At 42.6% G+C, this 24,189-nt stretch carries 22 protein-coding genes; all 22 read left to right on the forward strand.

Annotated features, from left to right (window positions below; translation table 11 throughout):
• The first annotated feature begins 13 nt into the window (after positions 1-13).
• A complete protein-coding gene (gene rbsK, locus OCV65_RS01165) occupies positions 14-922 on the forward strand; it encodes a ribokinase (RefSeq protein WP_118451880.1) in 909 nt (302 codons plus the stop codon).
• A complete protein-coding gene (locus OCV65_RS01170; RefSeq protein ID WP_262580645.1) occupies positions 919-1,899 on the forward strand; it encodes a LacI family DNA-binding transcriptional regulator in 981 nt (326 codons plus the stop codon). Before rbsK ends, OCV65_RS01170 begins: the two co-directional genes overlap by 4 nt.
• 164 nt (positions 1,900-2,063) lie before the next feature.
• On the forward strand, positions 2,064-3,053 hold the full coding sequence (locus OCV65_RS01175; protein ID WP_262580647.1) for a Gfo/Idh/MocA family protein: 990 nt from the start codon (positions 2,064-2,066) through the stop codon (positions 3,051-3,053).
• Between the two features lie 37 nt (positions 3,054-3,090).
• Positions 3,091-4,092 carry a VOC family protein gene (locus OCV65_RS01180; protein ID WP_262580648.1) on the forward strand — a complete coding sequence of 334 codons (1,002 nt, stop codon included), beginning with the start codon at positions 3,091-3,093 and terminating at the stop codon, positions 4,090-4,092.
• A gap of 124 nt (positions 4,093-4,216) precedes the next feature.
• Positions 4,217-5,221, forward strand: a complete 1,005-nt coding sequence (locus OCV65_RS01185; RefSeq protein WP_262580649.1) for a LacI family DNA-binding transcriptional regulator — start codon at positions 4,217-4,219, stop codon at positions 5,219-5,221.
• A 152-nt stretch (positions 5,222-5,373) separates the two neighbouring features.
• Positions 5,374-7,845, forward strand: a complete 2,472-nt coding sequence (locus OCV65_RS01190) for a glycyl radical protein (RefSeq protein ID WP_262580650.1) — start codon at positions 5,374-5,376, stop codon at positions 7,843-7,845.
• A 36-nt stretch (positions 7,846-7,881) separates the two neighbouring features.
• Positions 7,882-8,829: a glycyl-radical enzyme activating protein gene (locus tag OCV65_RS01195; RefSeq protein ID WP_262580652.1), complete on the forward strand. Its 948-nt coding sequence runs from the start codon at positions 7,882-7,884 to the stop codon at positions 8,827-8,829.
• Between the two features lie 143 nt (positions 8,830-8,972).
• Positions 8,973-10,037 (forward strand): autoinducer 2 ABC transporter substrate-binding protein, encoded by a 1,065-nt coding sequence (locus OCV65_RS01200; protein WP_262580653.1) that lies wholly within the window; start codon positions 8,973-8,975, stop codon positions 10,035-10,037.
• A 113-nt stretch (positions 10,038-10,150) separates the two neighbouring features.
• A complete protein-coding gene (locus OCV65_RS01205; protein ID WP_262580654.1) occupies positions 10,151-11,644 on the forward strand; it encodes a sugar ABC transporter ATP-binding protein in 1,494 nt (497 codons plus the stop codon).
• Positions 11,644-12,645, forward strand: a complete 1,002-nt coding sequence (locus tag OCV65_RS01210; protein ID WP_262580655.1) for an ABC transporter permease — start codon at positions 11,644-11,646, stop codon at positions 12,643-12,645. Before OCV65_RS01205 ends, OCV65_RS01210 begins: the two co-directional genes overlap by 1 nt.
• 15 nt (positions 12,646-12,660) lie before the next feature.
• The gene (locus OCV65_RS01215) at positions 12,661-13,644 is read left to right on the forward strand and encodes an ABC transporter permease (RefSeq protein WP_118383727.1); all 984 of its coding nucleotides are present in this window, start codon (positions 12,661-12,663) and stop codon (positions 13,642-13,644) included.
• 15 nt (positions 13,645-13,659) lie between these two features.
• Positions 13,660-14,670 carry a dihydroxyacetone kinase subunit DhaK gene (locus tag OCV65_RS01220; protein ID WP_118383726.1) on the forward strand — a complete coding sequence of 337 codons (1,011 nt, stop codon included), beginning with the start codon at positions 13,660-13,662 and terminating at the stop codon, positions 14,668-14,670.
• An 18-nt stretch (positions 14,671-14,688) separates the two neighbouring features.
• Entirely contained in the window at positions 14,689-15,312 is a 624-nt protein-coding gene (locus OCV65_RS01225) for a dihydroxyacetone kinase subunit L (RefSeq protein ID WP_262580657.1), read from the forward strand.
• 77 nt (positions 15,313-15,389) lie between these two features.
• The gene (locus tag OCV65_RS01230) at positions 15,390-15,854 is read left to right on the forward strand and encodes an ureidoglycolate lyase (protein ID WP_118383724.1); all 465 of its coding nucleotides are present in this window, start codon (positions 15,390-15,392) and stop codon (positions 15,852-15,854) included.
• Between the two features lie 19 nt (positions 15,855-15,873).
• The gene (locus OCV65_RS01235; RefSeq protein ID WP_118383723.1) at positions 15,874-17,424 is read left to right on the forward strand and encodes an FGGY-family carbohydrate kinase; all 1,551 of its coding nucleotides are present in this window, start codon (positions 15,874-15,876) and stop codon (positions 17,422-17,424) included.
• Between the two features lie 56 nt (positions 17,425-17,480).
• Positions 17,481-18,128 (forward strand): ribulose-phosphate 3-epimerase, encoded by a 648-nt coding sequence (rpe, locus tag OCV65_RS01240; RefSeq protein WP_158567113.1) that lies wholly within the window; start codon positions 17,481-17,483, stop codon positions 18,126-18,128.
• Between the two features lie 139 nt (positions 18,129-18,267).
• On the forward strand, positions 18,268-18,534 hold the full coding sequence (rpsO, locus tag OCV65_RS01245) for a 30S ribosomal protein S15 (RefSeq protein WP_118383721.1): 267 nt from the start codon (positions 18,268-18,270) through the stop codon (positions 18,532-18,534).
• A gap of 264 nt (positions 18,535-18,798) precedes the next feature.
• Positions 18,799-20,886 carry a polyribonucleotide nucleotidyltransferase gene (locus OCV65_RS01250; RefSeq protein WP_262580658.1) on the forward strand — a complete coding sequence of 696 codons (2,088 nt, stop codon included), beginning with the start codon at positions 18,799-18,801 and terminating at the stop codon, positions 20,884-20,886.
• A 246-nt stretch (positions 20,887-21,132) separates the two neighbouring features.
• Positions 21,133-21,291, forward strand: a complete 159-nt coding sequence (locus OCV65_RS01255) for a hypothetical protein (protein ID WP_199665564.1) — start codon at positions 21,133-21,135, stop codon at positions 21,289-21,291.
• Positions 21,292-21,464: 173 nt separating this feature from the next.
• Entirely contained in the window at positions 21,465-21,968 is a 504-nt protein-coding gene (locus OCV65_RS01260) for an SEC-C metal-binding domain-containing protein (RefSeq protein ID WP_118383720.1), read from the forward strand.
• Positions 21,969-22,025: 57 nt separating this feature from the next.
• A complete protein-coding gene (locus OCV65_RS01265; RefSeq protein WP_118383719.1) occupies positions 22,026-22,946 on the forward strand; it encodes a MurR/RpiR family transcriptional regulator in 921 nt (306 codons plus the stop codon).
• A gap of 2 nt (positions 22,947-22,948) precedes the next feature.
• On the forward strand, positions 22,949-24,178 hold the full coding sequence (locus OCV65_RS01270; protein ID WP_262580660.1) for a BaiN/RdsA family NAD(P)/FAD-dependent oxidoreductase: 1,230 nt from the start codon (positions 22,949-22,951) through the stop codon (positions 24,176-24,178).
• The last annotated feature ends 11 nt before the right edge of the window (positions 24,179-24,189 follow it).

The raw sequence follows: 24,189 nt of genomic DNA on the forward strand, positions 1-24,189 counted from the left end.
GGAGGATTCTAGTATGAAAAAGATATTGGTAGTCGGAAGTCTGAATATGGATACTGTTATTGAGACTCCAAGAATTCCGGTTCCGGGCGAAACGATTATGGGAAATGGTATTAAGCATGTGCCAGGCGGTAAAGGTGCTAATCAGGTTTATACGATTGGTAAGCTTGGTGGAGATGTAAGCATGATTGGTGCAGTTGGTGATGACAGTTTTGGTGATGCAATGTTAGAAAATCTCAAAAGTGTTAATGTCAATGTAGAAGGTATTGAGCGAATTCCGGGGGGAACAACCGGGCAGGCATTTATACCGGTTGATGCTAATGGCGAGAATTCAATTATCGTAGTTGGTGGAACAAATAGTCTGGTAGATGAGGACCTTTTGAAAAAATATGAGTATCTGATGGATGAGGCTGATATTGTGGTAATGCAGCAGGAGATTCCACTTGATACCGTTATGAAGGCAAAAGAGATGGCACTTGCCAAAGGTAAGACGATCATTGTAGATCCGGCTCCTGCAGCAGCTATGCCAGAAGAATTTTGGAAAGATATTGACTATATTAAGCCGAATGAGACGGAACTTGGTATTCTGATCGGCAGAGAATTGCATAGCAAAGAAGAGTATAAAGAAGCAGCACACGAGATGCTGAAAAAAGGTGTCAAACATCTGCTTGTTACTCTGGGAAGCAAAGGATGTCTCCTGATGTCAGAAGAAGGAGAGGAATTTCTTCCGGCTAATAAGGTGAAAGCAGTAGATACTACAGCTGCGGGAGATTGCTTTACAGGAGCGTTTGCAGTGGCAATCAGTCAGGGGAAATCAGAAAAAGATGCGATTGCATTTGCACAGAAAGCGTCTGCAATTGCAGTTACAAGATCAGGTGCACAGTCTTCCGTGCCATCATTGGAAGAGGTGCTTGAAAGTTTATGATGCCAACCATTAAAGATGTGGCAGAGAAAGCCGGTGTCGGCATTGCGACGGTGTCCAGAGCAATGAATGGCACCGGCTATGTTTCTGCCCGTTCCAGGGAGAAAATTGAAACAGCAATCCGGGAACTTCATTATATTCCCAATGAACGTGCACGTAATCTGTCCAGAAAGCAGACTGGAATTATCGGTGTGCTGATTCCGGATTTTCAGACGCCGTTTTACGCATCGTTTTTGCGACAGGTTGAAATGGAATTATATAATTATGGCTATCGTACGATGGTGTGTAATACGGTAAAACACAGTGACAGAGAAGCGGCATATGTGGAAATGCTAGATCGTAATATGTTGGATGGTTTGATTACCTGCGCATGGTCTGCTGAGGCAGAAGTGTATCGGCATATGGACAAACCAATAGTCAGCATGGATCATAATCTGGGAGAAGGTATTCCACTTATTCATTCCGATCATAAGACCGGAGGAAGAATTGCAGCAGAACATCTATTGGAAAAGGGATGCAAAAGAGTGTTGCAGCTTGGAGACTATTTTCCAGTATATACGCCATCGAATGACAGGTACCGGGAATTTCATCGGATTATGGATGAAGCAGGCGTGGAGGTACGTCAGCTTGATCTGGAGTGGAATCGCCTGGATTATGAATATTATGAAAAATATCTATCAGAACATCTGAGGGATGTGAAGTGGTCGGATGCAGTGTTTGCTTCTGATATGGGGGCAATTGCCTGTTATCGTTTTGCGACAGAGAGGGGGATTCAGGTTCCGGATCATATGAAGATTATGGCGTATGATGGAACAGATTTTACCCGGATGATGATGCCTGTTATGACGGCAGTGCGCCAGGACATTACAAAGCTTGCATCAAGCTGTGCCGATACTGTAGTCCGGCTGGTACAGCGCAAAGAGCCTGTGCGTATGCATCGGATTATTGATGTGGAATTTCAAAAAGGTGGAACAACATAACGTTTCTGTATGTGCAATGTACATATATGGAAACGTTTTTATAATGTATAAATGTACTGAATATACAAAAATGATGGGTTCTTTTCTTGACTTTCTAGATAACGCTGATGATAATGATAGATAGAAAGACAGCTGTGAATGTAGAATGGAAAGGAAGGAACCGTATGAAAGAGACAAGATGGGCAATTGTGGGAACCGGATATATTGCTAATGAATTTGCAAAGGGCATGCAGGAGGCGGCTGCAGCAGAACTTGTTGCGGTGGTTTCCAGAAGCGAGGAAAATGGAAAGACATTTGCACAGAGATATGGTTGTGATACGGTCTATACAGAGCTAGCAGAGATGCTTCAGAATGCGAGACCAGACATTGTATATATTGCAATTCCAAATGACTGCCATTTCAGTTATATTATGACAGTGCTGGAGGCGGGCATTCCTGTTCTTTCGGAAAAGCCGATGGTTGATAATCGAAGACAACTTGATGCAGTGCTTGCAAAAGCAAGAGAAAAAGATGTTTTTCTTATGGAAGGTATGTGGACCAGATGTTTTCCGGCGGTGAGACAGGCAAGAAGCTGGATTGCAGAAGGTAAGATCGGAAAACCACTTACAGTGAAGTCTGGATTTGACATTAAACCGGATGTCAGTGACTGGCAGCCGTGGAAAGGCGGTATTAGTCATGCGGGTGGTGCACTTCGTGATGTGGGAATTTATGCTCTAGCTATGGCACAGATGGTATTTCCGGAGTCTCCGAAAGAGGCACATGCTACGATGAAGTCCAACGGTGAAGTGGATGAAAGTTTTCATATGCTGGCAACTTATACAGATGGAAGAGCAGCATTCTTAAGTGGTGCATTTAATCAGGTCAGTACACCTGTGACAGAGATTGTAGGCGAGCTTGGACGAATTCTGATTGGACCGGAATTCTGGCATCCTACTACTGCAGAGCTTGTGATGAATGATGGAACCAGACAGACCTTTGAAAAAGCATATCCGGCAAGTGGTTTTCAATATGAGATAGAAGCGATACAGGAATGCCTGGAAAAAGGAGAAAAGGAGTGTCCATATTTTACGTTAACAGACACAGAGATTATCGCAGACTGGATTGAAACCACCAGAAAAGAATGGGGTATTGTATACAAAGCGGATAGTGAATAAACAGTTAAGCATTGGTGAATAAAGGGAGGATGAGACGATGAAAGGTAAAATCAAGCAGATTTGTGTGTTGGTAGATGATGTGCAGAAAGCGATGAAAGAATATTGGGAAAAATTCGGTATTGGGCCATGGGATATCCGACATTTTACACCGGACACGGTGCATGATTTATATGTGCGTGGCGAAGCAGTGACTGAAGGATTTGACTTTATCTGTGCTGTCTGCTGGGCAGGTGATATGGAATTTGAATTAATTCAACCGATCAAAGGTCCAAATATTTACTGGGAATTTTTAGAAAAATACGGCAGCGGACTTCACCATTTTAAAATTGTAATTCCTGATGATGAAGAATTGAGGGCGTATGTAGACGAATTACAGGCGAAGGGCCTTAAAGTAACACAGACAGGCTGGATTGATAATGATGTACATTATTATCTGGATTCATATGAACAGCTTGGACTGACATTGGAACTTGGAAATGGCGGTAAGATTGGACCAGCACCAGAGGTTTATCCGGAGGAAGGTGCGATTCGGTCAATAAACCACATTCCGAATATCAGACAGCTTGCAATTGTCGTTGACGATGCGGAAAAATACATGAAGAATTATGCATATTATCTCGGAATCGATGGATGGGATGTGCGCCATTTTACGCCGGATAAGGTAAAGAGCCTGAAAGTAGGCGGTCATGAAGTGAAAGAGGAATTTGATTTTATCTGTGCAGTGAAATGGGCGGGAGATATGGAGATTGAAATCATTCAGCCAGTCAAAGGACCGAATATTTACTGGGAATTTCTGGAGAAACAGGGACCGGGATTCCATCATATTAAAGATATATTTTCAGACGAAGAGATTGCAGAAGAATGTGATCGCCTGAAAGCGTATGATGTGGAGATTATGCAGACCGGATGGATCGATGGAGACAGTCACTATTATATGAGTACGCAAAAATTTCTTGATATGATCATAGAGTTTGGAAATGGTGGTAAGATCGGACCACCGGATTATGTGTTTGCAGATGGAAAGCGGAGGCATTCTTGAACTTTTATCTCCAACATTGTATCTATATTGAATAATCAGTATTGACAATTATATGTTGTGCAATATATAACAAAAAAAGTGGCTTAAAACGATTAAAGGTAGCAAAATACACAGGAGATAAGAAGTGCGCGCAACAATTAAAGATGTGGCGAAGCTTGCTGGTGTATCGACGGCAACGGTATCTAATGTGCTGACTGGACGTAAGAATGTCAGTGAATCATTACGTCGCCGGGTGAATGAAGCAAGTGCCGAATTGGACTATAAACCAAATAGTATAGCGAGAAGCCTGAAGACGAATCAGAGTCACACGATTGGTGTGATCGTGCCGGATATCCTGAATCCTTTCTTCGCGGAAGTGCTGAAACATATTGGCTATGAGGCATCCAGAAAGGATTATCAGGTCGTGATGTATGAATCAGGTGAAAGCGTCAGACAGGAGAAAAAGCTGCTTCAGCAATTAGTGGAAAGTGGAGTTGATGGAATTATTGATATTACATCGCGCCTGGATCGTGAAGAGTTAAAAGCAGGTTTTTCAGTGCCGCTTGTGCTTGGAGATCGTGTGGCATTTGACAGTGTGGGTAATGTGGCATTTGCACATACAGATAATCATGCCAGCGGACGAATTGCTGCAGATCACCTGATTGAGCGTGGGTATCGGAAGTTTGCATGTATTGCCGGACCTGTAGATGCAACTTCTGCTGCAAGAAGACGACTGGAAGGATTCCGGGAAGGACTACAGGAACACGGCTTTACAGAACAGGATTTACTTGTTTTTTTGTGTAAATTTTCGTTTGATGACGGATATCGAATGATGAACCATTTTCTGGATATTTATAATCAAGAAGAAAATTGTGCCGTATTTGCCAGTAGTGATATTATGGCTTGGGGGGCAGTGGAAGCATGCAAGAGTAGAGGCATCCGTATTCCGGAACAGATCGCAATAATTGGAAATGATAATATCTGGTGTAGTAAATATATTGAACAAGGACTTACGACCGTGGAGTATCCAGCGAAAGAGTTGGGCATCAGAACCATGGGAATGCTTCTGGAAGCACTGAATCATGGTGGGGTATTCCGGGAACGGGAAGTCATCTTACAACCTAGTCTATGTTTAAGGAATACAACATAGAGAATCCTGATTTATATGAGATTCTTCGGAATCTCATATAAATTACAACAAAAGTTAATCGTTTAACTACGCAACAAAAGACATACTTGAATATGTTTTGGAAAAGGACAGAGTGGAACGATTACTAATACACTATAAAAGGAGAGCGTGTGATGAAGTATTGTTATGAAGAAGGACAGAAAAGAACCGGACATGTGTTTATGGGCGAAGAGATTACGCGAAGTGCCCGCATTGAGACGCTGCGAGATACACTTCTGGAGGCAGTGCCACAGATATCAGCAGATAGAGCGATGATCGTGACGGAAGCTTATCAGAGGTATAACAGTGAAACTATCTATATTAAGCGTGCAAAAACACTTGCAGAGCTTCTGGAAAAACTTCCAATTACGATTCTTGACGGTGAATTGATCGTAGGAAGTGTCAGTGACAAACTTCGCTGTGCACATATTTTTCCGGAATTCGGTCTGGACTGGCTGATTGAAGAACTGGATGGGAATCCAGTCAGACCAGAGAAACGCCCGGGTGATCGTTATGAGATTGCGGAAGCGGATGAGAATAAACTTCGCGAGATCACGGACTATTGGCGTAATAATAATCATGAGTATCGATGTAAGGCAGTGCTGCCGGAAGAGACACATTTGATTCGTGAGATGGGTGTGACGGATTCATACTGGTTGATGATCGGGGGTGAAGGACACCTGACAGTGAATCTGAAACGTGTTGTCAAAGAGGGACTTAGTAACTATATGAAAAGGGCAAAGGAACGGCTGGAGAATCTGGATTTGTCGGAACCATCTGAGGCGGAGCAGAAGCCATTTCTGGAGTCAGTGCTGATTACCTGTGATGCAGTGATAAAATATGCAGGAAGATATGCGGCGCTTGCTGAAAAACAGGCGGAAGAGACGGAAAATCCAGTGCGGCGGAAGGAACTTCAACATATAGCGGATATCTGCAGACGTGTTCCGGCAGAACCTGCGAGAGATTTCCATGAGGCCTTGCAGTCAATATGGTTTATTAATCTCTGTATCCAGCTGGAAAACAATGGCCATTCCATATCGCTGGGACGTCTGGATCAGAATCTTTTTCCTTATTATAAAGAAAATATTAATTCCGGTGTAATGCGTGATGAAGATGCATTGGAATTGTTGGAATGCCTGTATCTTAAGCTGTTTCAGCTTCACAAAATTACAAGCTGGGGTAATACGAAATCGTTCAGTGGTTATCAATTATTCCAAAATATTACGATCGGCGGGCAGGATATGAATGGAAAAGATGCAACGAATGAGCTTTCATATTTAATCCTGGGCGCTCAGGCGGCGATAAAATTACATACACCATCCATTTCACTGCGCTATCATGACCGTATTTCAGAGAAGATGATGTATGCGGCTATGGATGTTGTGCGTCTTGGCGGTGGGCAGCCTGCAATCTACAGCGATGAAGTCTATATTCCGGCACTGGTTAACAGGGGGATCAGATGGGATGATGCAGTGGAATATTCCATTGTAGGATGTGTAGAAGCCATTGTGGAAGGCAAACAGACCGGAAGACCTAATGGAGCGGGATTCATTAATCTGCAGAAGATCATGGAACTTGCATTATATGGTGGAAAAGATCCGAATACCGATATCTGCCTGCATCCGGGAAAGGGCAGTCTCGCAGATTTTGCCTCATATGAAGAACTTTATGAAGCATTCAAAGAACAGATTCGTTATTATTTCAAGTATCAGGTAATTACGGATAATATGATCGATATGGTAACCGAAAAAGGAATTGCAGATCCATTTGTGTCCTGTCTTGTGGATGATTGCATCGACAGAGGTAAGACCATGAAAGAGGGTGGTGCGGTCTATGACTACTGTGGACCATTATATGTAGGAATGGCGAATGTGGGCAACACTCTGGCTGCATTAAAGAAATTGGTTTATGATGAGCGTATTCTTACAGGTGTACAGGTGATGCATGCGATACAGACAAATTATGAAGATCTTACTACTGTACCATCTGGACCGGATATCCGTAAAATGCTTCTGGATGCGCCAAAATATGGTAATGACGATGACTATGTGGATGATATTATGGTAGATTATTTCCGGTTTATCTGTGAAGAAACAGCAAAGTATAAGACTACACGGAACGGACGTGGACCGATCGGATGTATCTGGCAGCCGTCTACCAGTTCTGTGTCATCAAATGTGCCTTGCGGTGAATGTGTAGGAGCGACTCCGGATGGAAGAAAAGCGGGAGAGGCATTGGCTGATACAGCATCTCCGACACATGGTACAGATACAAAAGGTATTACTGCCTCTCTTAAATCTGTAGGTAAACTTCCGACGGTTCTGGTATCCGGCGGACAACTGGTTAATGTTAAAGTGATGCCTGCAATGCTAGACGGTATGATGACAAGAAAAATGGTACAGGTACTGCGTACATATCTGGGTAATTATAAAGGAATGCATGTTCAGATTAATTGTGTATCTGCAGATACACTGAAAGCAGCACAGGTGCATCCGGAAGAATATAAGGATCTGATGGTACGCGTTGCAGGTTATAGTGCATTATTTACTCCTTTAGATAAAGCACTGCAGGATGATATTATTGCAAGGACAGAGCACAGCGCATAAGAAAATACATAGCATGGCGTATCATAACGAAGGTAGGTGAATAGTGTGTTTGGTTCCGATTATAGGGAGATAGAAGAGACTACAAATGGAATCGTATTCAACATAGAACATTTCCATGTACATGATGGAGAAGGAATCCGAACCAATGTATTTCTGAAGGGATGTAATCTGCATTGCCCGTGGTGCTGCAATCCTGAGTCTATCAGTCCGGATCCACAGATTGCATTTTATAAAAAATTCTGCACCGGATGTGGGAAGTGCCAGAATATTTGCCCACAGCACTGTATAGAAATAACTGGAGATGGGAAAAGCAGAACAGATCGTTCGAGGTGTATTGCATGTGGGGCGTGTGAAAAGGTGTGTCCGCATGGTGCCAGAGAGTTGTTTGGTCATCGAATGAATGTGGCGGAAGTGATGGAGGATGTGGAGAAAGACAGCTTTTATTTTATGAATTCAGATGGCGGCATGACATTGTCAGGAGGTGAAACCTGTCTTCAACCGGAATTTGCGAGAGCGCTTATTGAAGCAGCACACCGCAGATATATTCCCGTAGCGTTGGAAACCGCCGGAGCTGTCAGATGGGAAAACCTTTGGAAAGTTGCTGAATTGGCGGATGAGATACTATTTGATTTAAAAACAACAAAAACTGAGCATTTTGCACAAGTGGGAAATATTTTTTTAAAAAAAGTGTTAAACAACTTGCACAATTTAACTGTGAATGGTAAAATAATAACTGTGAGATGTCCCATAATACCAAATTTTAATGACACGGCAGAACATCTGGAGAATGTTGCGAAGATTGCGACAGATTTTGGGATAAAGAAGATTGATCTGTTACCGTTTCATCAGTTTGGAAGACACAAGTATGAAGCAATCGAACGTGCTTATTGTTTGAAAGAATATCCGGAGATGGAACACAGTAAGGTAGAAGCGATGGCGGATTGCCTGAGAAAAAGGGGATTTCAAGTGTCAGTCGGTGGTTGATAACTGACAAATAATCAGATATCAATATTCCATTTTGGTGGTTGATGAGATGGAATGTGGATATATACTTTTGCAATATGCGAAAGTTATAATGGCATGAAGCAGCCAGAATGCTTCCAAATTATACAAGGAGGATGTGTAACATGAAAAAGAGGATTTTAAGTGCAGTACTGGGCATCGCTATGGTAGCGACTCTGCTCGTTGGATGTGGCTCTGGCTCATCTGATGACAGCTCAAAGGAAGACACCAAGACAGAGGACACCGCGAAGGATGATTCCGGTGAAAAGACAGCAGCTGATTACAAGATTGCTGTAGTTCCTAAGATGACAAACCTTGCATGGTTTGAGCGTATGGAACAGGGTGTTGATGACTATAACGAGGCTAACGGAACAAGCGTTGAGTACTGCGGATCTCCGGAAGGTGACGGACAGGCAGCATTCGTTGAGGGACTGATCTCTCAGGGATACGATGCAATCTGTGTAGTTCCGTTCGATGTAGAAGCTCTTGACCCTGTTCTTGCAAAAGCTAAAGAGGCAGGCATCGTAGTTATCTGCCACGAGGCATCTACAGTAGAGAACATGGACTATGACGTTGAAGCATTTGATACATTAGAGTATGGTGCTCACCTGATGGAAAAGATTAACGAACTCTCTGACGGAAAAGGACGTGTAATCCAGACAGTTGGTGCTCTGACATCTCAGTCTCACGTTGAGGAAGCTCAGGGTGGTAAAGAATGGGCTGAGAAGAATGCTCCAGATCTTAAAGTAGATGATCAGCCAATCGTTTCTGATGACAATCAGGACACAGCATACAGCAAAGTTAAAGAAGCACTTACAGCTGATACAAAACACGAGATCGTTGGTATCCAGTGTGCAGCTATGTCAGAGACTCCGGGTGCAGCTCAGGCAGTTGAGGAACTTGGACTTCAGGGCAAAGTACATATCGCAGGTACATCTCTTATGTCAGTTTGTGGCGAGTATGTTGAAGACGGAACAGTTGAGCTTATGAGCTTCTGGGATCCGGCACTTGCAGGTCAGGCAATGATCGAACTTGCTGTTGCAACTCTGAATGGAACAGTTGGCGAAGATACACTTTCACTTCCGGTAGAAGGATATGAGAACCTGACACTTGAAGGCAAAGTATACACAGGTAGTGCTTGGATCGATGTTGATAAAGATAACTGCAACGACGAAGCATACGATTTCTAAATACATTTTGACATCTAAAATGTTTTAACTGAATGAGCCTTAAGCCTCATAGGGAATTGCAATAAGGGCATTCTCTATGAGGCTTTATTTGATGAAGAAACGAGGGATTCTATATGGGAGAAGTATTTCTGAAATTAGAGAATATTAAGAAATCGTTTGGTGGTGTGCAGGCCTTAAAAGGCGTTGATCTCGAAATTAGAAAAGGAGAAATTCTGGCACTTGCCGGACAGAATGGATGTGGTAAATCCACATTGATCAAAGTGATTTCCGGAGTTCATGAACAGACATCCGGTGATTATTATCTTGAAGGTAAAAAAGTCGAAAAACTGACACCTATCGATGCGATTCGAGCAGGTGTACAGGTTATATATCAGGATTTTGCAGTATTTCCTAACTTAACAGTTGCAGAGAATATTGCAATGAACAATTCACTCATGACAGGCACTAAGGTCATGAACTGGAAGAAAGCAAGAGAACTTGCTATCGAAGCTATGGAGCAGGTAGGTGCTCACATGGATCCGGATATTCTTGTAGAAAGGCTGACTGTTGCTAATAAGCAAATGGTTGCTATATGCCGGGCCATTATTAATGATGCAAAATTTCTGATTCTCGACGAACCTACTACTGCGCTGACTAAAAAAGAAGTTGAGAATCTGTTTAAGATCATCCGTCGCTTAAAAGAGAAAGGTATTGCGATTATGATCGTTAACCATAAGCTGGATGAGATATATGAAATTGCTGACAGACTTACGATTATCCGAAACGGAGAATATATCTCCAGCGGAGATATCAAAGAGTATGACAGAGCGAGATTTATCCATGATATCACCGGTCGTGATATTGTTGAATCTGTATATGTTCCAGAGAAAAGTGATGGAACAGAGATTTTGAAAGTTGAAAATATTTCCAGAGAAGGTGCATTTGAAAACGTATCGTTCTCACTTGAAAAAGGCGATGTGCTGGGGATTACAGGACTTCTTGGCTCAGGACGTGGAGAACTTGGTGATGCATTATTCGGGCTTGCACCGGCTACGAGTGGAAAAATCATTTTGAATGGAAAAGAGATTGAGATCCACAACATTGAAGATGCAATCAAGAATAAGATCGCATATGTTCCGGAAGACCGACTGACACAGGGATTGTTCCTTGACAGAAGTATTCAGGATAATATGGTGGCTGCGTCTATTGGCAAGTATTTCCATGGTGGCAAACTGGATCATAAAAAGATCGCAGAAGATACGACAGACTGGATCGGTAATCTTTCTGTGAAGATCGGTAAGCAGACAGATGCAATCCGTACATTATCCGGTGGTAATGCACAGAAGGTTGTTATTGCAAAATGGCTGAATACGGATCCTGAGCTGATTGTTCTGAACGGACCTACAGTGGGTGTGGATATCGGATCAAAGAGTGAGATTTTTGAGATTCTTCACAAACTTGCAAAAGAGGGCGTGGGAGTTATCGTTATCTCTGATGACTTGTCTGAGCTGGTTCAGAACTGTAACAAGATCCTTGTTATGAGAAATGGTAAAGCTGTTGCTCATATCGATGAAGAGATCAGCGAGAATGAACTGTACAAGCTGTTCAGCGAAGGAGGAGAGAGTTAATGAAACAATCAAAATGGAAAGAGATTCTGACTTCGAATCAGATGTTTATTGTTTATATTATTGTTGTCCTTTGCATTGCGATTAGCATGAAGACACCAGCGTTTGCAGAGGTTTCGACAATTATTACACTTGCCAGAGCACTTCTGGTAACACTGTGTTTTGCTATCTGTGAGATGGTGGTTATTATTTCGGGAGGTATCGATGTTTCTTTCCCGGCAATTGCGTGTGCATCTCTTTATATTCCAATCTGTGTATTTAAAGAGAACGATATTGACAATGTAGTTCTTGCGTTTGTATTTGCGGCAGCTATCGGGCTGGTGATTGGTATTATCAATGCGGTACTGATTTCATTGCTTCAGATTCCGCCGTTGATTGCTACGCTTGGTGTGAGCAGTATTACACAGGGCATGCTTCTTACATTCTTTGGCACCAGACAGATCTCAAGACTGCCAAGTACGATTGCAGCACTCAATAAAGTTTATTTGTTTACGTATCAGAGTAAAGCGGGTAATAACTATAGTATGACCGCATTGATTCTGGTTCCGATTATTCTTTATATTGTTGTATATATTGTTTTGAAATATACAATGCTTGGACGTGGAATCTATGCAATCGGCGGAGATGCCAATGCAGCTCGTATTGCCGGATTTAACGTAGTAAGACTTCAGTTTATTGTGTACATGTTCTCGGGCGTTATGGCTGGTATCACCGGAATGATTTATTGTGTACTTAATAAGGCGGCGAACCCATTGAATCTTATGGGAAGTGAAATGATGATCATCGCTGCTGTTGTTGTAGGCGGAACCCGCATGAGTGGCGGACATGGTACAGTGCTCGGAACGATTCTCGGTGTTGTGCTGATCGGTCTGATCCAGAACAACCTGATCATGCTTGGCGTACCTACATATTGGCAGACGTTCGTAGTCGGTGCTGTAATCGTAGTTGGTACAGCAATCACTTCGCTGAAAGAACTTGCTGTTCAGAAGAATCAAAAGGTATAAAGGGAGGAATGTACAATGAAGCTTTTGAAGAAAATAGACCATAACATTCTTTCTTTATTAGGAATGTATGCAGTCGTATTAATTGCGATGGCGATTTTGAACCCGTCAACCTATTATTCAACATTGAATATCAAATCATGGTTTTACCTGTTTCCGGAATACGGTATCCTTACATTTGGCATGATGCTGTGTATGATCTCCGGAGGAATCGATCTGTCTCTGGTTGGTATTGCCAATCTCGTAGGTGTTGTAGCATCGTATATGATGGTTAATATCGGCGGTGGAAAAGAATGCGGTATGGGTATGATTATTGGTGCGATCATTGTGGGTCTGATCATCGGTGTGCTGTGTGGCGCGTTTAACGGTTTCCTGATTGGATTTCTGCACATTCCACCGATGCTGGTTACACTTTGTGGTCTGCAGCTTTACACAGGTATTGCTATGATCGTTACAACAGGTCCTGGTATCACTGGCGTACCACAGTCATACATTAATATTGCAAATGGAACGATTGCAGGTATACCGCATACATTGCCTATGTTCATTATTGTTACACTGGTGATGTCATTCCTGTTGAAGTCTACTACATATGGACAGAAAGTATATTTCCTTGGAAGTAATGAAGTCGCATCTAAGTATTCAGGAATCAACAACTTTAAAGTTATCATGACAACATATATGATTTCCGGTTTTCTGGGAGCAATCAGCGGTATCCTGACATCTTCACATTATGGATCCGGTAAATCTAACTACAATACATCTTATACACTGCTTTCACTGCTGATCGTAGTATTGGGTGGCGTTCATCCAGATGGTGGTAAAGGTAAGGTGATAGGAGTTACACTTGCAATCGTATTATTACAGCTGATTTCTTCTGCATTCAGTGTCCTTCGTATCGATACGGTTATTACAGACCTCGTATACGGACTGATTCTGATCGCAGTACTGGTTATTACAAACATTGCAGCTAAAAGAGCAACTAAGGTGAAAACAAAATAAAGGGAGGACTTAGTTATGAAAAAAATCATTAACAAACCGGAAAATTATGTAGACGAGATGCTGGAAGGTCTTTATGCAGCGCATCCTGATTATATTACTTATACAGCGGATGACCTGCGTTGCCTTGTAACATCTAATAAGGTCGCTGGAAAGGTTGGTATCGTTACAGGTGGCGGTTCAGGACATTTGCCATTATTCCTGGGATATGTAGGAAAAGGTATGCTGGATGGCTGCTGTGTAGGCGGTGTGTTCCAGTCACCAAGCCCGGAACAGGTATTTAATGTTACAAAAGAAGTAGATGACGGAGCAGGTGTTCTGTATATTTACGGTAATTATAACGGAGATATTCTTAACTTTGACATGGGCGCAGAAATGGCTGATTTTGAAGAAGATATCCGTGTTGAGACGGTTGTTGCAGGTGAAGATGTAGCTTCTGCTGCACCGGCTGGCCCTGGAGAACCAAATCACAGACGAGGCGTAGCTGGTATTGTATTTGTATATAAATGTGCAGGTGCTGCAGCAGCTCAGATGAAAGATCTGGATGAAGTTAAGAGAATTGCTGAGAAAGCGGCAGCTAATGTAAGAACAATGGGTGTGGCTCTGACGCCGTGTACAATTCCGGAAGTTGGTAAACCGGGATTTACAATTGCTGACGATGAGATGGCTATTGGTATGGGTATCCATGGTGAGGCTGGTATTCGTAATGGTAAAATTGAGCCTGCAGATGCTATTGTCGATGAGATGTTAGAAAAGATTCTTCCAGATATTCCGTATGTAAAAGGCGATGAAGTAGCTGTTATGGTAAATGGACTGGGAGCTACTCCTCTGGATGAGCAGTATATTGTAACACGCCATATTGACAAGAGATTAAAAGAAGAAGGTATCAAAGTACATCGTTACTATGTAGGTGAGTTCGCTACAGCGATGGAAATGGCAGGATTCTCAATTTCCCTGTTCAAATTGGATGATGAGTTGAAGGAACTTCTTGATGCTCCGGCAGCAACACCGTTCTTTAAACAGCTTTAATATTAGGAGGAAATCATAATGAATTCATCATATATTGTAAAAATGCTGGCTGAGATCAGCACAATCATGAATGAGAACAAAGATCGATTGATCGAGTTGGACAGTGTAGTAGGAGATGGAGACCTTGGACTTACAATGACTAAGGGATTTGCGGCAGCGTCTGAATTTGCAGCAGGATCTGATGAAACGGATGCTGGCAAGATGCTTTACGGCGCTGGAAAAGCAATGTCAAGTGCGGCGCCATCTACTATGGGTACGCTGATGTCTATTGGACTTATGCAGGGAGGAAAGGTTCTGAAGGGTAAGACTGAACTGAGCAACGAAGATATTGTAGAATTTCTTGCTGCATATGAGAATGGAATTATGACAAAGGGTAAAGCAAAACTTGGAGAGAAGACATTCTTAGATGGATTTGATCCGGGAGTTCAGGCACTGAAGGTTGCTGTGGAAGCTGGCGAGGATCTTGCGGCAGCGACTGCAAAAGCAGCTGTGGCTGCGGAAGAAGGATTCAACGCAGCTACTAATATGAAGGCTGTACATGGTAAACCAGCAGTAAAGGGCGATGCTTCCATCGGTATGGTTGATCCGGGAGCATGCGTTGCAATGCTGATTTTTAAAGCAATTGCAAAAGCCTCTGTATAACAGTAAATAATTAGATCTGATTACACTTATTAGGCCTTGCCGAATAAGTGTAATCTTTTAAGAAAGAAGGATTTGTTATGAAGAAGATTAAAGTAGAGCAGCTTACAAAAGAAGCATTTGCAGAATTTGGCGAAGTATTATCTTATGAAGGAAGAGAAGACTGTGGAGCAAAAGGCTCTCATACATGGTATCCACAGGTTGTAGTCAGAGACACTCCTACATCCATCAATTTGATGGAAGTGTTCCGTAAGCCATTTACAGTGAAGAAATTTGAAGCACATGATCATACGGAGGAGAATTTATTTGCAATGACTGGCGGTATTATTGTTCCATTTGCACCGGCTGGCAAACCGGATCCGGACAAGGTTCGTGCATTCTATATTCCAAAGGGAATGGGAATCAGCTGTAAACCTGGCGTATGGCACTGGGCTCCGAATACACTGGACGATTCCGTACATTGCCTGGTTATTTTTAAGAATAACACAAGCCATGAAGACATATACTTCGATGAACTTCCTGAGGAGATTGGACTCGAACTTTAATAAAACGGAGGAAAATAAGATGCGTAAAATAGATTGTGTATTAGGTGTTGATATGGGTACTGGCGGAGCCAGGGTTGGTATTTTTGATCTGAAAGGTAATCCAATTGTATTTTGTGAGGAACCATATCCATTGTATACGCCAGCTTCCGGTCGCGCAGAGCAGAAGCCAAGCGAATGGTGGGATTCTATCTGCAAGGCATCAAAGAGAGCAATGGCAGAAAGTGATATTGACCCTGCTTGCATCAAAGGCATGAGCGTAGATACAACATGCTGTACTGTTGTCCTGTCAGGGGATGATATGGAGCCTCTCCGTGATGCGATTATGTGGATGGATGTGCGCGCTTCCGAACAGGCAAAGCGTATCTACGAATCCGGACATGATGCATTGAAGTACAATGGATACGGAATGGTATCTGCAGAATGTCTTCCAGCTAAGGCTCTTTGGTTAAAAGAAAATGAACCAGAGACTTATAATAAGGCTACAAGATTTTATGAATGTACAGATTGGCTGATGTATAAATTGACAGGCGAATATACAGCAAGTATTAACTGTGCATCTGTTCGCTGGTATTATAACAATGAAGAAGGTGGATATCCGGTTGACTTCTATAATACGATCGGATTGGATGATCTGGTTGAAAAGCTTCCGGAGAGGGTGTTGCCGTTAGGAGAACTTGTTGGCGGATTGACAGAAAAGGCTGCTGAGGATATGGGGCTTATTCCAGGTATTCCGGTTGGCGAAGGAGGTGCCGATGCGTTTGTTGGCGTTATCGGACTGAATGCACACCAGCCTGGCAAGCTGACATTAATCACCGGATCTTCCCATTTGCATGTTGCCCAGTTTAAAGACCCGATCCATAGAAAAGGAATGTGGGGAGCGTATCCGGATGCTATCGTTCCTGGACTTCGTATGGTTGAAGGCGGACAGACATCGACAGGTTCAATTGTTAACTGGTTCAAAAATCAATTATGTGGTACAGTGAAAATGCAGGCAGAAAAAGAAGGCTGCAGTGTATATGATATTCTGAACCGTGAGGCTGCAAAGCTTCCGATAGGAGCAGAAGGTCTGGTAGCACTTGATTTCTTCCAGGGCAATCGTACACCGCATGTAGATCCGGATGTCAGAGGAATGTTTTACGGATTGTCTTTGGGACATACACCGGCGCATATGTATCGTGCGATTATTGAGAGTATCTGCTATGGTACAGAAGCAATTCTCGAAGTATTCCGCGAAGCTGGATTTGTACCGAAAGCAATGGTTGTATCAGGTGGAGCGGCAAAGAGTGATTTCTGGCTTCAGGCTCATGCAGATGTAAGCAATTGTCCGGTTGTTGTACCGAAATGCAGCGAAGGACCTGTGCTTGGTTCAGCAATCCTTGGTGCTGTAGCTGGTGGAGTATATCCGGATATCGATACTGCCGCAGAGGCTATGACGGATGTAGAATATACGGTTGAGCCTAATCAGGAAAGACATGAAGAGTATATGTTCTACTTTGAAAAATATAAAGAGATTTATGCAATTGCAAAAGATTGGATGCATTCAGTGACAAATCATGTAACACAGAAATAAAGGATATTCAGGTGGGTATGGTGACATGCCCACTTGCTTATAACAGGAGGAAAACTATGGCAAAGGTATCAGCATCAATCCTTGCATGTGATCACACAAAGATTGGAGAACAGGTATTAGAAGCAGAAAAGGCAGGCGCAGATATTGTACATATTGATGTGATGGATGGTGTTTATGTGGAGAATGTTACTTTTGGACCACAGCTTGTAGCGGATCTGAAGAAAATTACGAAGCTTCCGCTTTCTGTACATATGGAACTTGTTAGACCAGAGACATTTCTTCCAATGTTTGCAAAAGCAGGTGCGGATATCATTACATTTCAACTGGATGCATGTCCGAACCCGCTTCATATGCTGCGCGAAGTAAAGAAAGCTGGTATTAAGGCGGGACTAGGTATAGGACCGTCTTATGATGTGGAAAGACTTCGTTACCTGCTTCCGCATATCGATGGGTTGATTCTTATGAGTGTAGAACCGGGATATGGAGGACAGCCGTTTGAAGAGAGTATCTATGAAAAAGTGAAAAGATCAGTAGAAATCATGGATGAAACTGGAATACATGTTCCGATCAGCATAGATGGCGGTGTGAATACGGTGACAGGCAAGAAGCTTGTAGAAGCCGGAGCGGATATACTGATCGCGGGAAGTTCTGTATTTGGTGCAGACTCCATTACAGATGCTGTTAAGAGCTTGAAAGCTTTATAGAAAGATACAAAAGGGGGGTTTACATGGACCTCCCTTTTGTGTTATACTACGATTCGTGTAAAACAACCGGTGTTCGGTAGCTGGAGGACTCCAACCGCTACTTAATGTCGGCAGTGTAAAGAATAAGGAGGAAAAAGACATGATAACAAAAGAGCAGAAGAGTCAGATTATCGCAGAGTATGGAAGAGGAGAAGGAGATACAGGTTCTCCGGAAGTTCAGGTTGCTATCCTGACAGCAAGAATCAATGACCTGACAGATCATTTCAAAGCTAATCCGAAAGATCACCACTCAAGAAGAGGACTTCTTAAGATGGTAGGTCAGAGAAGAGGACTTCTTGCATACCTGAAAGAGAAAGATATCGAAAGATATCGTGCACTGATTGAGAAACTTGGACTGCGTAAATAATTATCGCATTTTGAGGATTGAAGAAGTGAAACAAGAGCATCGGGATAACCGGTGCTCTTATTTTGATGCTGTTAAAAAGAAAAATAAAAGATAGCCTTTTTATATAATGTATGCTATAATAAACAAGATTGCGAACAGAGACATATATTCCGAGACCACTGAAAAGTGTATTTTGCGAAATATGTTTTTCAGTAGTTTCGGTGGTTTCTGATTGCGCATAGTTGAAATAAGTTTAAGAGATGAATTTGAGAAAGGAATACTACCATGTTTAAACAATTTGAAATGGAATTAGCTGGCAGAACACTGCGAGTTGATGTGGGAAGAGTTGCAAAACAGGCAAATGGTGCAGTATTAATGCACTATGGTGATACAACTGTGCTGTGTACAGCAACAGCATCCGAGAAACCGAGAGAAGGAATTGATTTCTTTCCGTTAAGCGTAGAATATAATGAAAGAATGTACGCTGTGGGTAAGATTCCGGGAGGATTTAACAAGCGTGAAGGTAAGGCGTCTGAGAATGCAGTTCTGACAGACCGTGTTATCGACCGTCCGATGCGTCCGCTGTTCCCGAAGGATTATCGTAATGATGTTACATTGGAGAATCTTGTACTTTCTGTAGATCAGGATTGTTCGCCGGAACTTACAGCAATGCTTGGTTCTGCAATTGCAACTACAATTTCTGACATCCCGTTTGACGGACCGATTTCTACTACTCAGGTAGGTCTGGTTGATGGCGAATTTGTATTTAACCCGACAGCTGTTCAGAAGGAAGTGTCTGACATGGCTTTGACAGTTGCGTCTACACGAGAGAAGGTTATCATGATCGAAGCTGGAGCTAATGAAGTTCCGGAAGCACAGATGATCGAAGCGATTTATGCTGCTCACGAAGTAAACCAGAAGGTTATCGCATTTGTAGATACAATTGTTGCAGAGTGTGGCAAACCGAAGCATGATTATCAGAGATTTGCAGTTCCGGAAGAACTTTTCGCAGCAATTAAAGAGATTGTTCCGCCGGAAGAGATGGAAAAAGCAGTATTTACTGATGAAAAGCAGGTTCGTGAGGAGAATATCCGCCAGGTAACAGAGAAGCTGGAAGAAGCTTTTGCTGAAAATGAAGAATGGCTTGCTGTACTTGGAGAGGCTGTATATCAGTATCAGAAGAAGACGGTACGTAAGATGATCCTGAAAGATCACAAGCGTCCGGATGGAAGAGCAATTGAACAGATTCGTCCGCTTGCAGCAGAAGTAGACCTGATTCCTCGTGTGCACGGATCAGCAATGTTCACCAGAGGACAGACACAGATATGTAATGTCTGCACACTGGCTCCACTGTCGGAGGCACAGAGACTTGATGGATTAGATGAGAAAGAGACTACAAAGCGTTATATGCATCACTATAACTTCCCTTCATACTCTGTGGGTGAGACAAGACCATCCAGAGGACCGGGACGTCGTGAGATTGGACACGGAGCTCTTGCGGAGCGCGCACTTGTACCAGTTCTTCCAAGTGAATCTGAATTCCCATATGCGATCCGTACTGTATCAGAGACATTTGAGTCTAATGGATCTACATCTATGGCTTCTACCTGTGCATCTTGTATGTCTCTTATGGCTGCAGGTGTTCCAATTAAAGCTATGGTTGCAGGTATCTCATGCGGACTCGTGACCGGAGATACAGATGATGATTATCTGGTACTTACTGATATTCAGGGCCTTGAAGATTTCTTTGGAGACATGGACTTTAAGGTAACCGGTACAAAGAAGGGTATCACGGCAATCCAGATGGATATCAAGATCCACGGACTTACAAGACCGATCGTTGAAGAAGCAATCGCACGTACAAGACAGGCTCGTCTGTTTATTATGGATGAGTGTATGTCAAAGGCAATTGCAGAGCCTAGAACAGAGGTTGGAGAATTTGCACCTAAGATCATTCAGATGCAGATTGATCCACAGAAGATTGGCGATGTAGTTGGTCAGCGTGGAAAGACAATCAATGCGATCATTGAAGAGACAGGCGTTAAGATCGATATTACAGATGATGGCGCTGTATCTATCTGTGGTACTGATGCAGCTGGAATGGCTCGCGCAAAACAGTTGATCGAGATTATTGTAACTGACTTTGAAGCGGGACAGGTTCTGGAAGGAAAGGTTGTCAGCATCAAAGAGTTCGGTGCATTCCTTGAATTTGCACCTGGAAAAGAGGGAATGGTGCACATTTCTAAGATTTCTAAAGAAAGAATCAAACAGGTTGAGGATGTACTTACCCTGGGTGATGTGGTTAAGGTTGTATGCCTTGGCAAGGATAAGATGGGACGTCTTTCATTCAGCATGAAGGATGTAGCTGAATAGGATATAATATTAAGGGACCGGATTTTCTGGTCCTTTTTTATTAAAGCAAACTTAAGATTCAGGTTATTAATTCTTTAGATTCTATACACATCCATGTCACATATCTCCGTTATGCTAAATATAGTTGGAAAGGAAAGCCGGAATTAGTCATATTGTAGGGGGAGACGCAATATAATAATAAAGTCGGCAATCCAATCAAACTTACAGATGAGTATAATTGAAACAGAAAGATAGGAGGAGATTTGCATGGATAAGGGGACATACAGAGATAACTATCAGGAAGTTATATCGATGGAAGAGTATCTGCTCAGAAGGCAGCGTATCCGGGAAGCCGGACGTAAGAACCAGCAGTCTGACGTTGTGGAAAATAGTCCCGCCTGGTTCATGGCAGAACTTTATATTTAACCCACATACATAAGAATTTCAAAGAAAGAGCTGCACGGAACAATCTGTGCGGCTCTTTTGCAAATAAATAAAGTAAAGACTTTGAAAAAAAGTATTAAATGGTATATAATATTGTGAGCGGATTAGGCATGCCTGCCGTCTGCAATATTTTAACAGACAAAGGAGAAACAAAAATGGCTGGATTATTAGATCAGTGGCGTAAAATCGCATATAACGAACAGGCAGACAGAACCGAGCTTCAGAATTTCTGGGCTAATTATTTTAATATTGAAAAGGACATTTATGAGCAGCTGTTATCGGATCCGGATACAGAAGTACGCGGAACTGTAAAGGAACTGGCTGAAAAGTATGGTCAGGATGTTATGACTATGGTTGGATTTCTGGATGGAATTAACGAGAGTCTGAAAGAAGAGAACCCGATCGAAGATCTGTCAGAAGATACACAGGTGAACCTGGTATTTGATAAGGCTCTTCTGTATAAGAATATGGTGGCTGCCAAGGCTGACTGGCTGTATGAACTGCCGCAGTGGAAAGAAATCTTCTCTGAGGAAGAATTAAAGGCGCTTTACAAGGAGCAGAGAGATTCCGGTACAGTTCGTAAACCAAAGAAAATCGGAAGAAATGATCCATGTCCATGTGGAAGTGGCAAGAAGTACAAGAAGTGCTGTGGTAGATAATAATTCTCTGTTTGTATGATCATATGACAGGGGAATGGAAAAGGAAATGGAACTGTTATGGGAATAAATAATGAACTGCTCCAGAAGATTGATGAGAAGTATCCCAGATTAAGCAAGGGGCAGAAGAAGCTTGCCGATTACATCCGGCAGGAATACGATAAGGCTGCGTTTCTTACAGCCGCTAAAATGGGAGAAGTGGTAGGTGTCAGTGAATCGACGGTTGTTCGTTTTGCTATGACTCTTGGATATAAAGGGTATCCGGAATTTCAGAAAGCATTGGAAGAACTGGTGCGGACCAAGTTGAATTCTATACAGCGGATGGAAGTGACCTATGGAAGGATCAGTCAGGGAGAGATCCTGACGTCGGTTCTGCAGGCTGATATTGAAAAGATTAAGCTTACCATGGGAAGTATGGATCAGGAAGCGTTTGAGATGGCGGTGGATACGATTCTGAAAGCAAAGAGAATCTATGTGATCGGTATTCGGAGCTGTGCTCCGTTAGCTAGCTTTCTGAGTTATTATCTGCAGTTGATCTGTGAAGATGTGACGCTTGTTAATACCAACAGTTCCAGTGAAATATTTGAACAGTTGATTCGTATCGGACAGGATGATGTAGTGATTGGTATCAGTTTTCCACGTTATTCCATGAGGACTTTAAAAGCACTTGAATTTGCGAATAATCGCAATGCCAAGGTGATTACATTGACGGACAGTGTTCATTCACCGATGAATCTGTATTCGTCCTGCAATCTGATTGCACGAAGTGATATGGCGTCTATTGTAGACTCTCTGGTGGCACCTTTGAGTGTGATCAATGCGCTAGTAGTAGCTCTTTGCATGAAGAAGCAGAAAGAAGTAGTGGCAACACTCGAAACACTGGAGAAGATCTGGGACGAGTATCAGGTATACAGTAAGGATGAACTGAATATGGTTACGGATAAGGTGGAATTTTCGAATCTTGGCGGAGATGATATTTAGTTATGAGTAAAGTGATTATTATAGGAGGCGGTGCTGCAGGTATGTTTGCGGCAGTACATGCGTCTGATAAAGGGCATGAAGTACATCTTTTTGAAAAGAATGAGAAGCTTGGTAAAAAGTTATATATTACCGGAAAGGGAAGATGCAATATTACCAACGCCTGTGATGTGGAGGAACTTTTTCAGGCAGTAATCGGCAATCCGAAGTTCCTTTACAGCAGTTTTTATACGTACACGAATCAGAATGTGATTGATTTTTTTGAAAATGAAGGCCTTGCTACGAAGATTGAGCGAGGCAACAGAGTATTTCCGGTATCTGATCACTCTTCGGATGTAATCCGTACTTTGTCAGAGGCTATGAGGAAACGTGGTGTTCAGATACACTTGAATCAGAAAGTAGAAAAAGTGCTGCAGAAAGATGGAATGTTTGATGGGATTGTTCTGGAGGATGGTAAGACAGTAAAAGGCGACAGCTGCATTATCGTGACAGGAGGTCTTTCCTATCCATCTACTGGTTCCACCGGCGATGGATACAGATGGGCAGAAGCACTTGGACACAAGGTGACGGAGCGGAGTCCAGGACTGGTTCCGCTTGAGACAAAAGAGCCATGGGTAAAAACACTTCAGGGATTGTCGCTTAGAAATGTTAATGTCACTGTTTTAGATGGACGTAAGAAATATTACGAAGAGTTTGGTGAACTTTTGTTTACACATTTTGGCGTGAGTGGTCCGACTGTGATCAGTGCCAGCAGTATCGTAGGACAGATGTTGAAAAAGAAAGAACTCACACTGACAATTGATCTGAAACCGGCACTTTCTGAGGAACAGCTTGATAAGAGGTTGCTGAGAGATTTTGAAGAACAAAAAAATAAACAGTTCAAAAATGCACTTGGTGGTTTGTTTCCTTCCAAACTGATTCCGGTTATGGTAGAACTCAGTGGGATTTTGCCGGAGAAGCAGGTGAATGCTATTTCTAAAGAAGAACGCCGCAGTCTGGTACGTTTAATTAAGAATTTTGCAATGACACTTACTGGAATTCGTGGATATAATGAGGCAATCATAACCAGAGGTGGTGTATCAGTCCGGGAGATTGATCCTGGTACTATGGAGTCAAAGAAAGTTAAAAATCTTTATTTTGCAGGTGAAGTTCTGGATCTGGATGCAGTAACAGGAGGATATAATCTGCAGATTGCCTGGTCTACCGGATACATGGCAGCACAGGAAATACGATAGAAAAGGTGAAA

The organism is Dorea ammoniilytica (assembly GCF_025567415.1).
Classification (GTDB): domain Bacteria; phylum Bacillota; class Clostridia; order Lachnospirales; family Lachnospiraceae; genus Claveliimonas; species Claveliimonas ammoniilytica.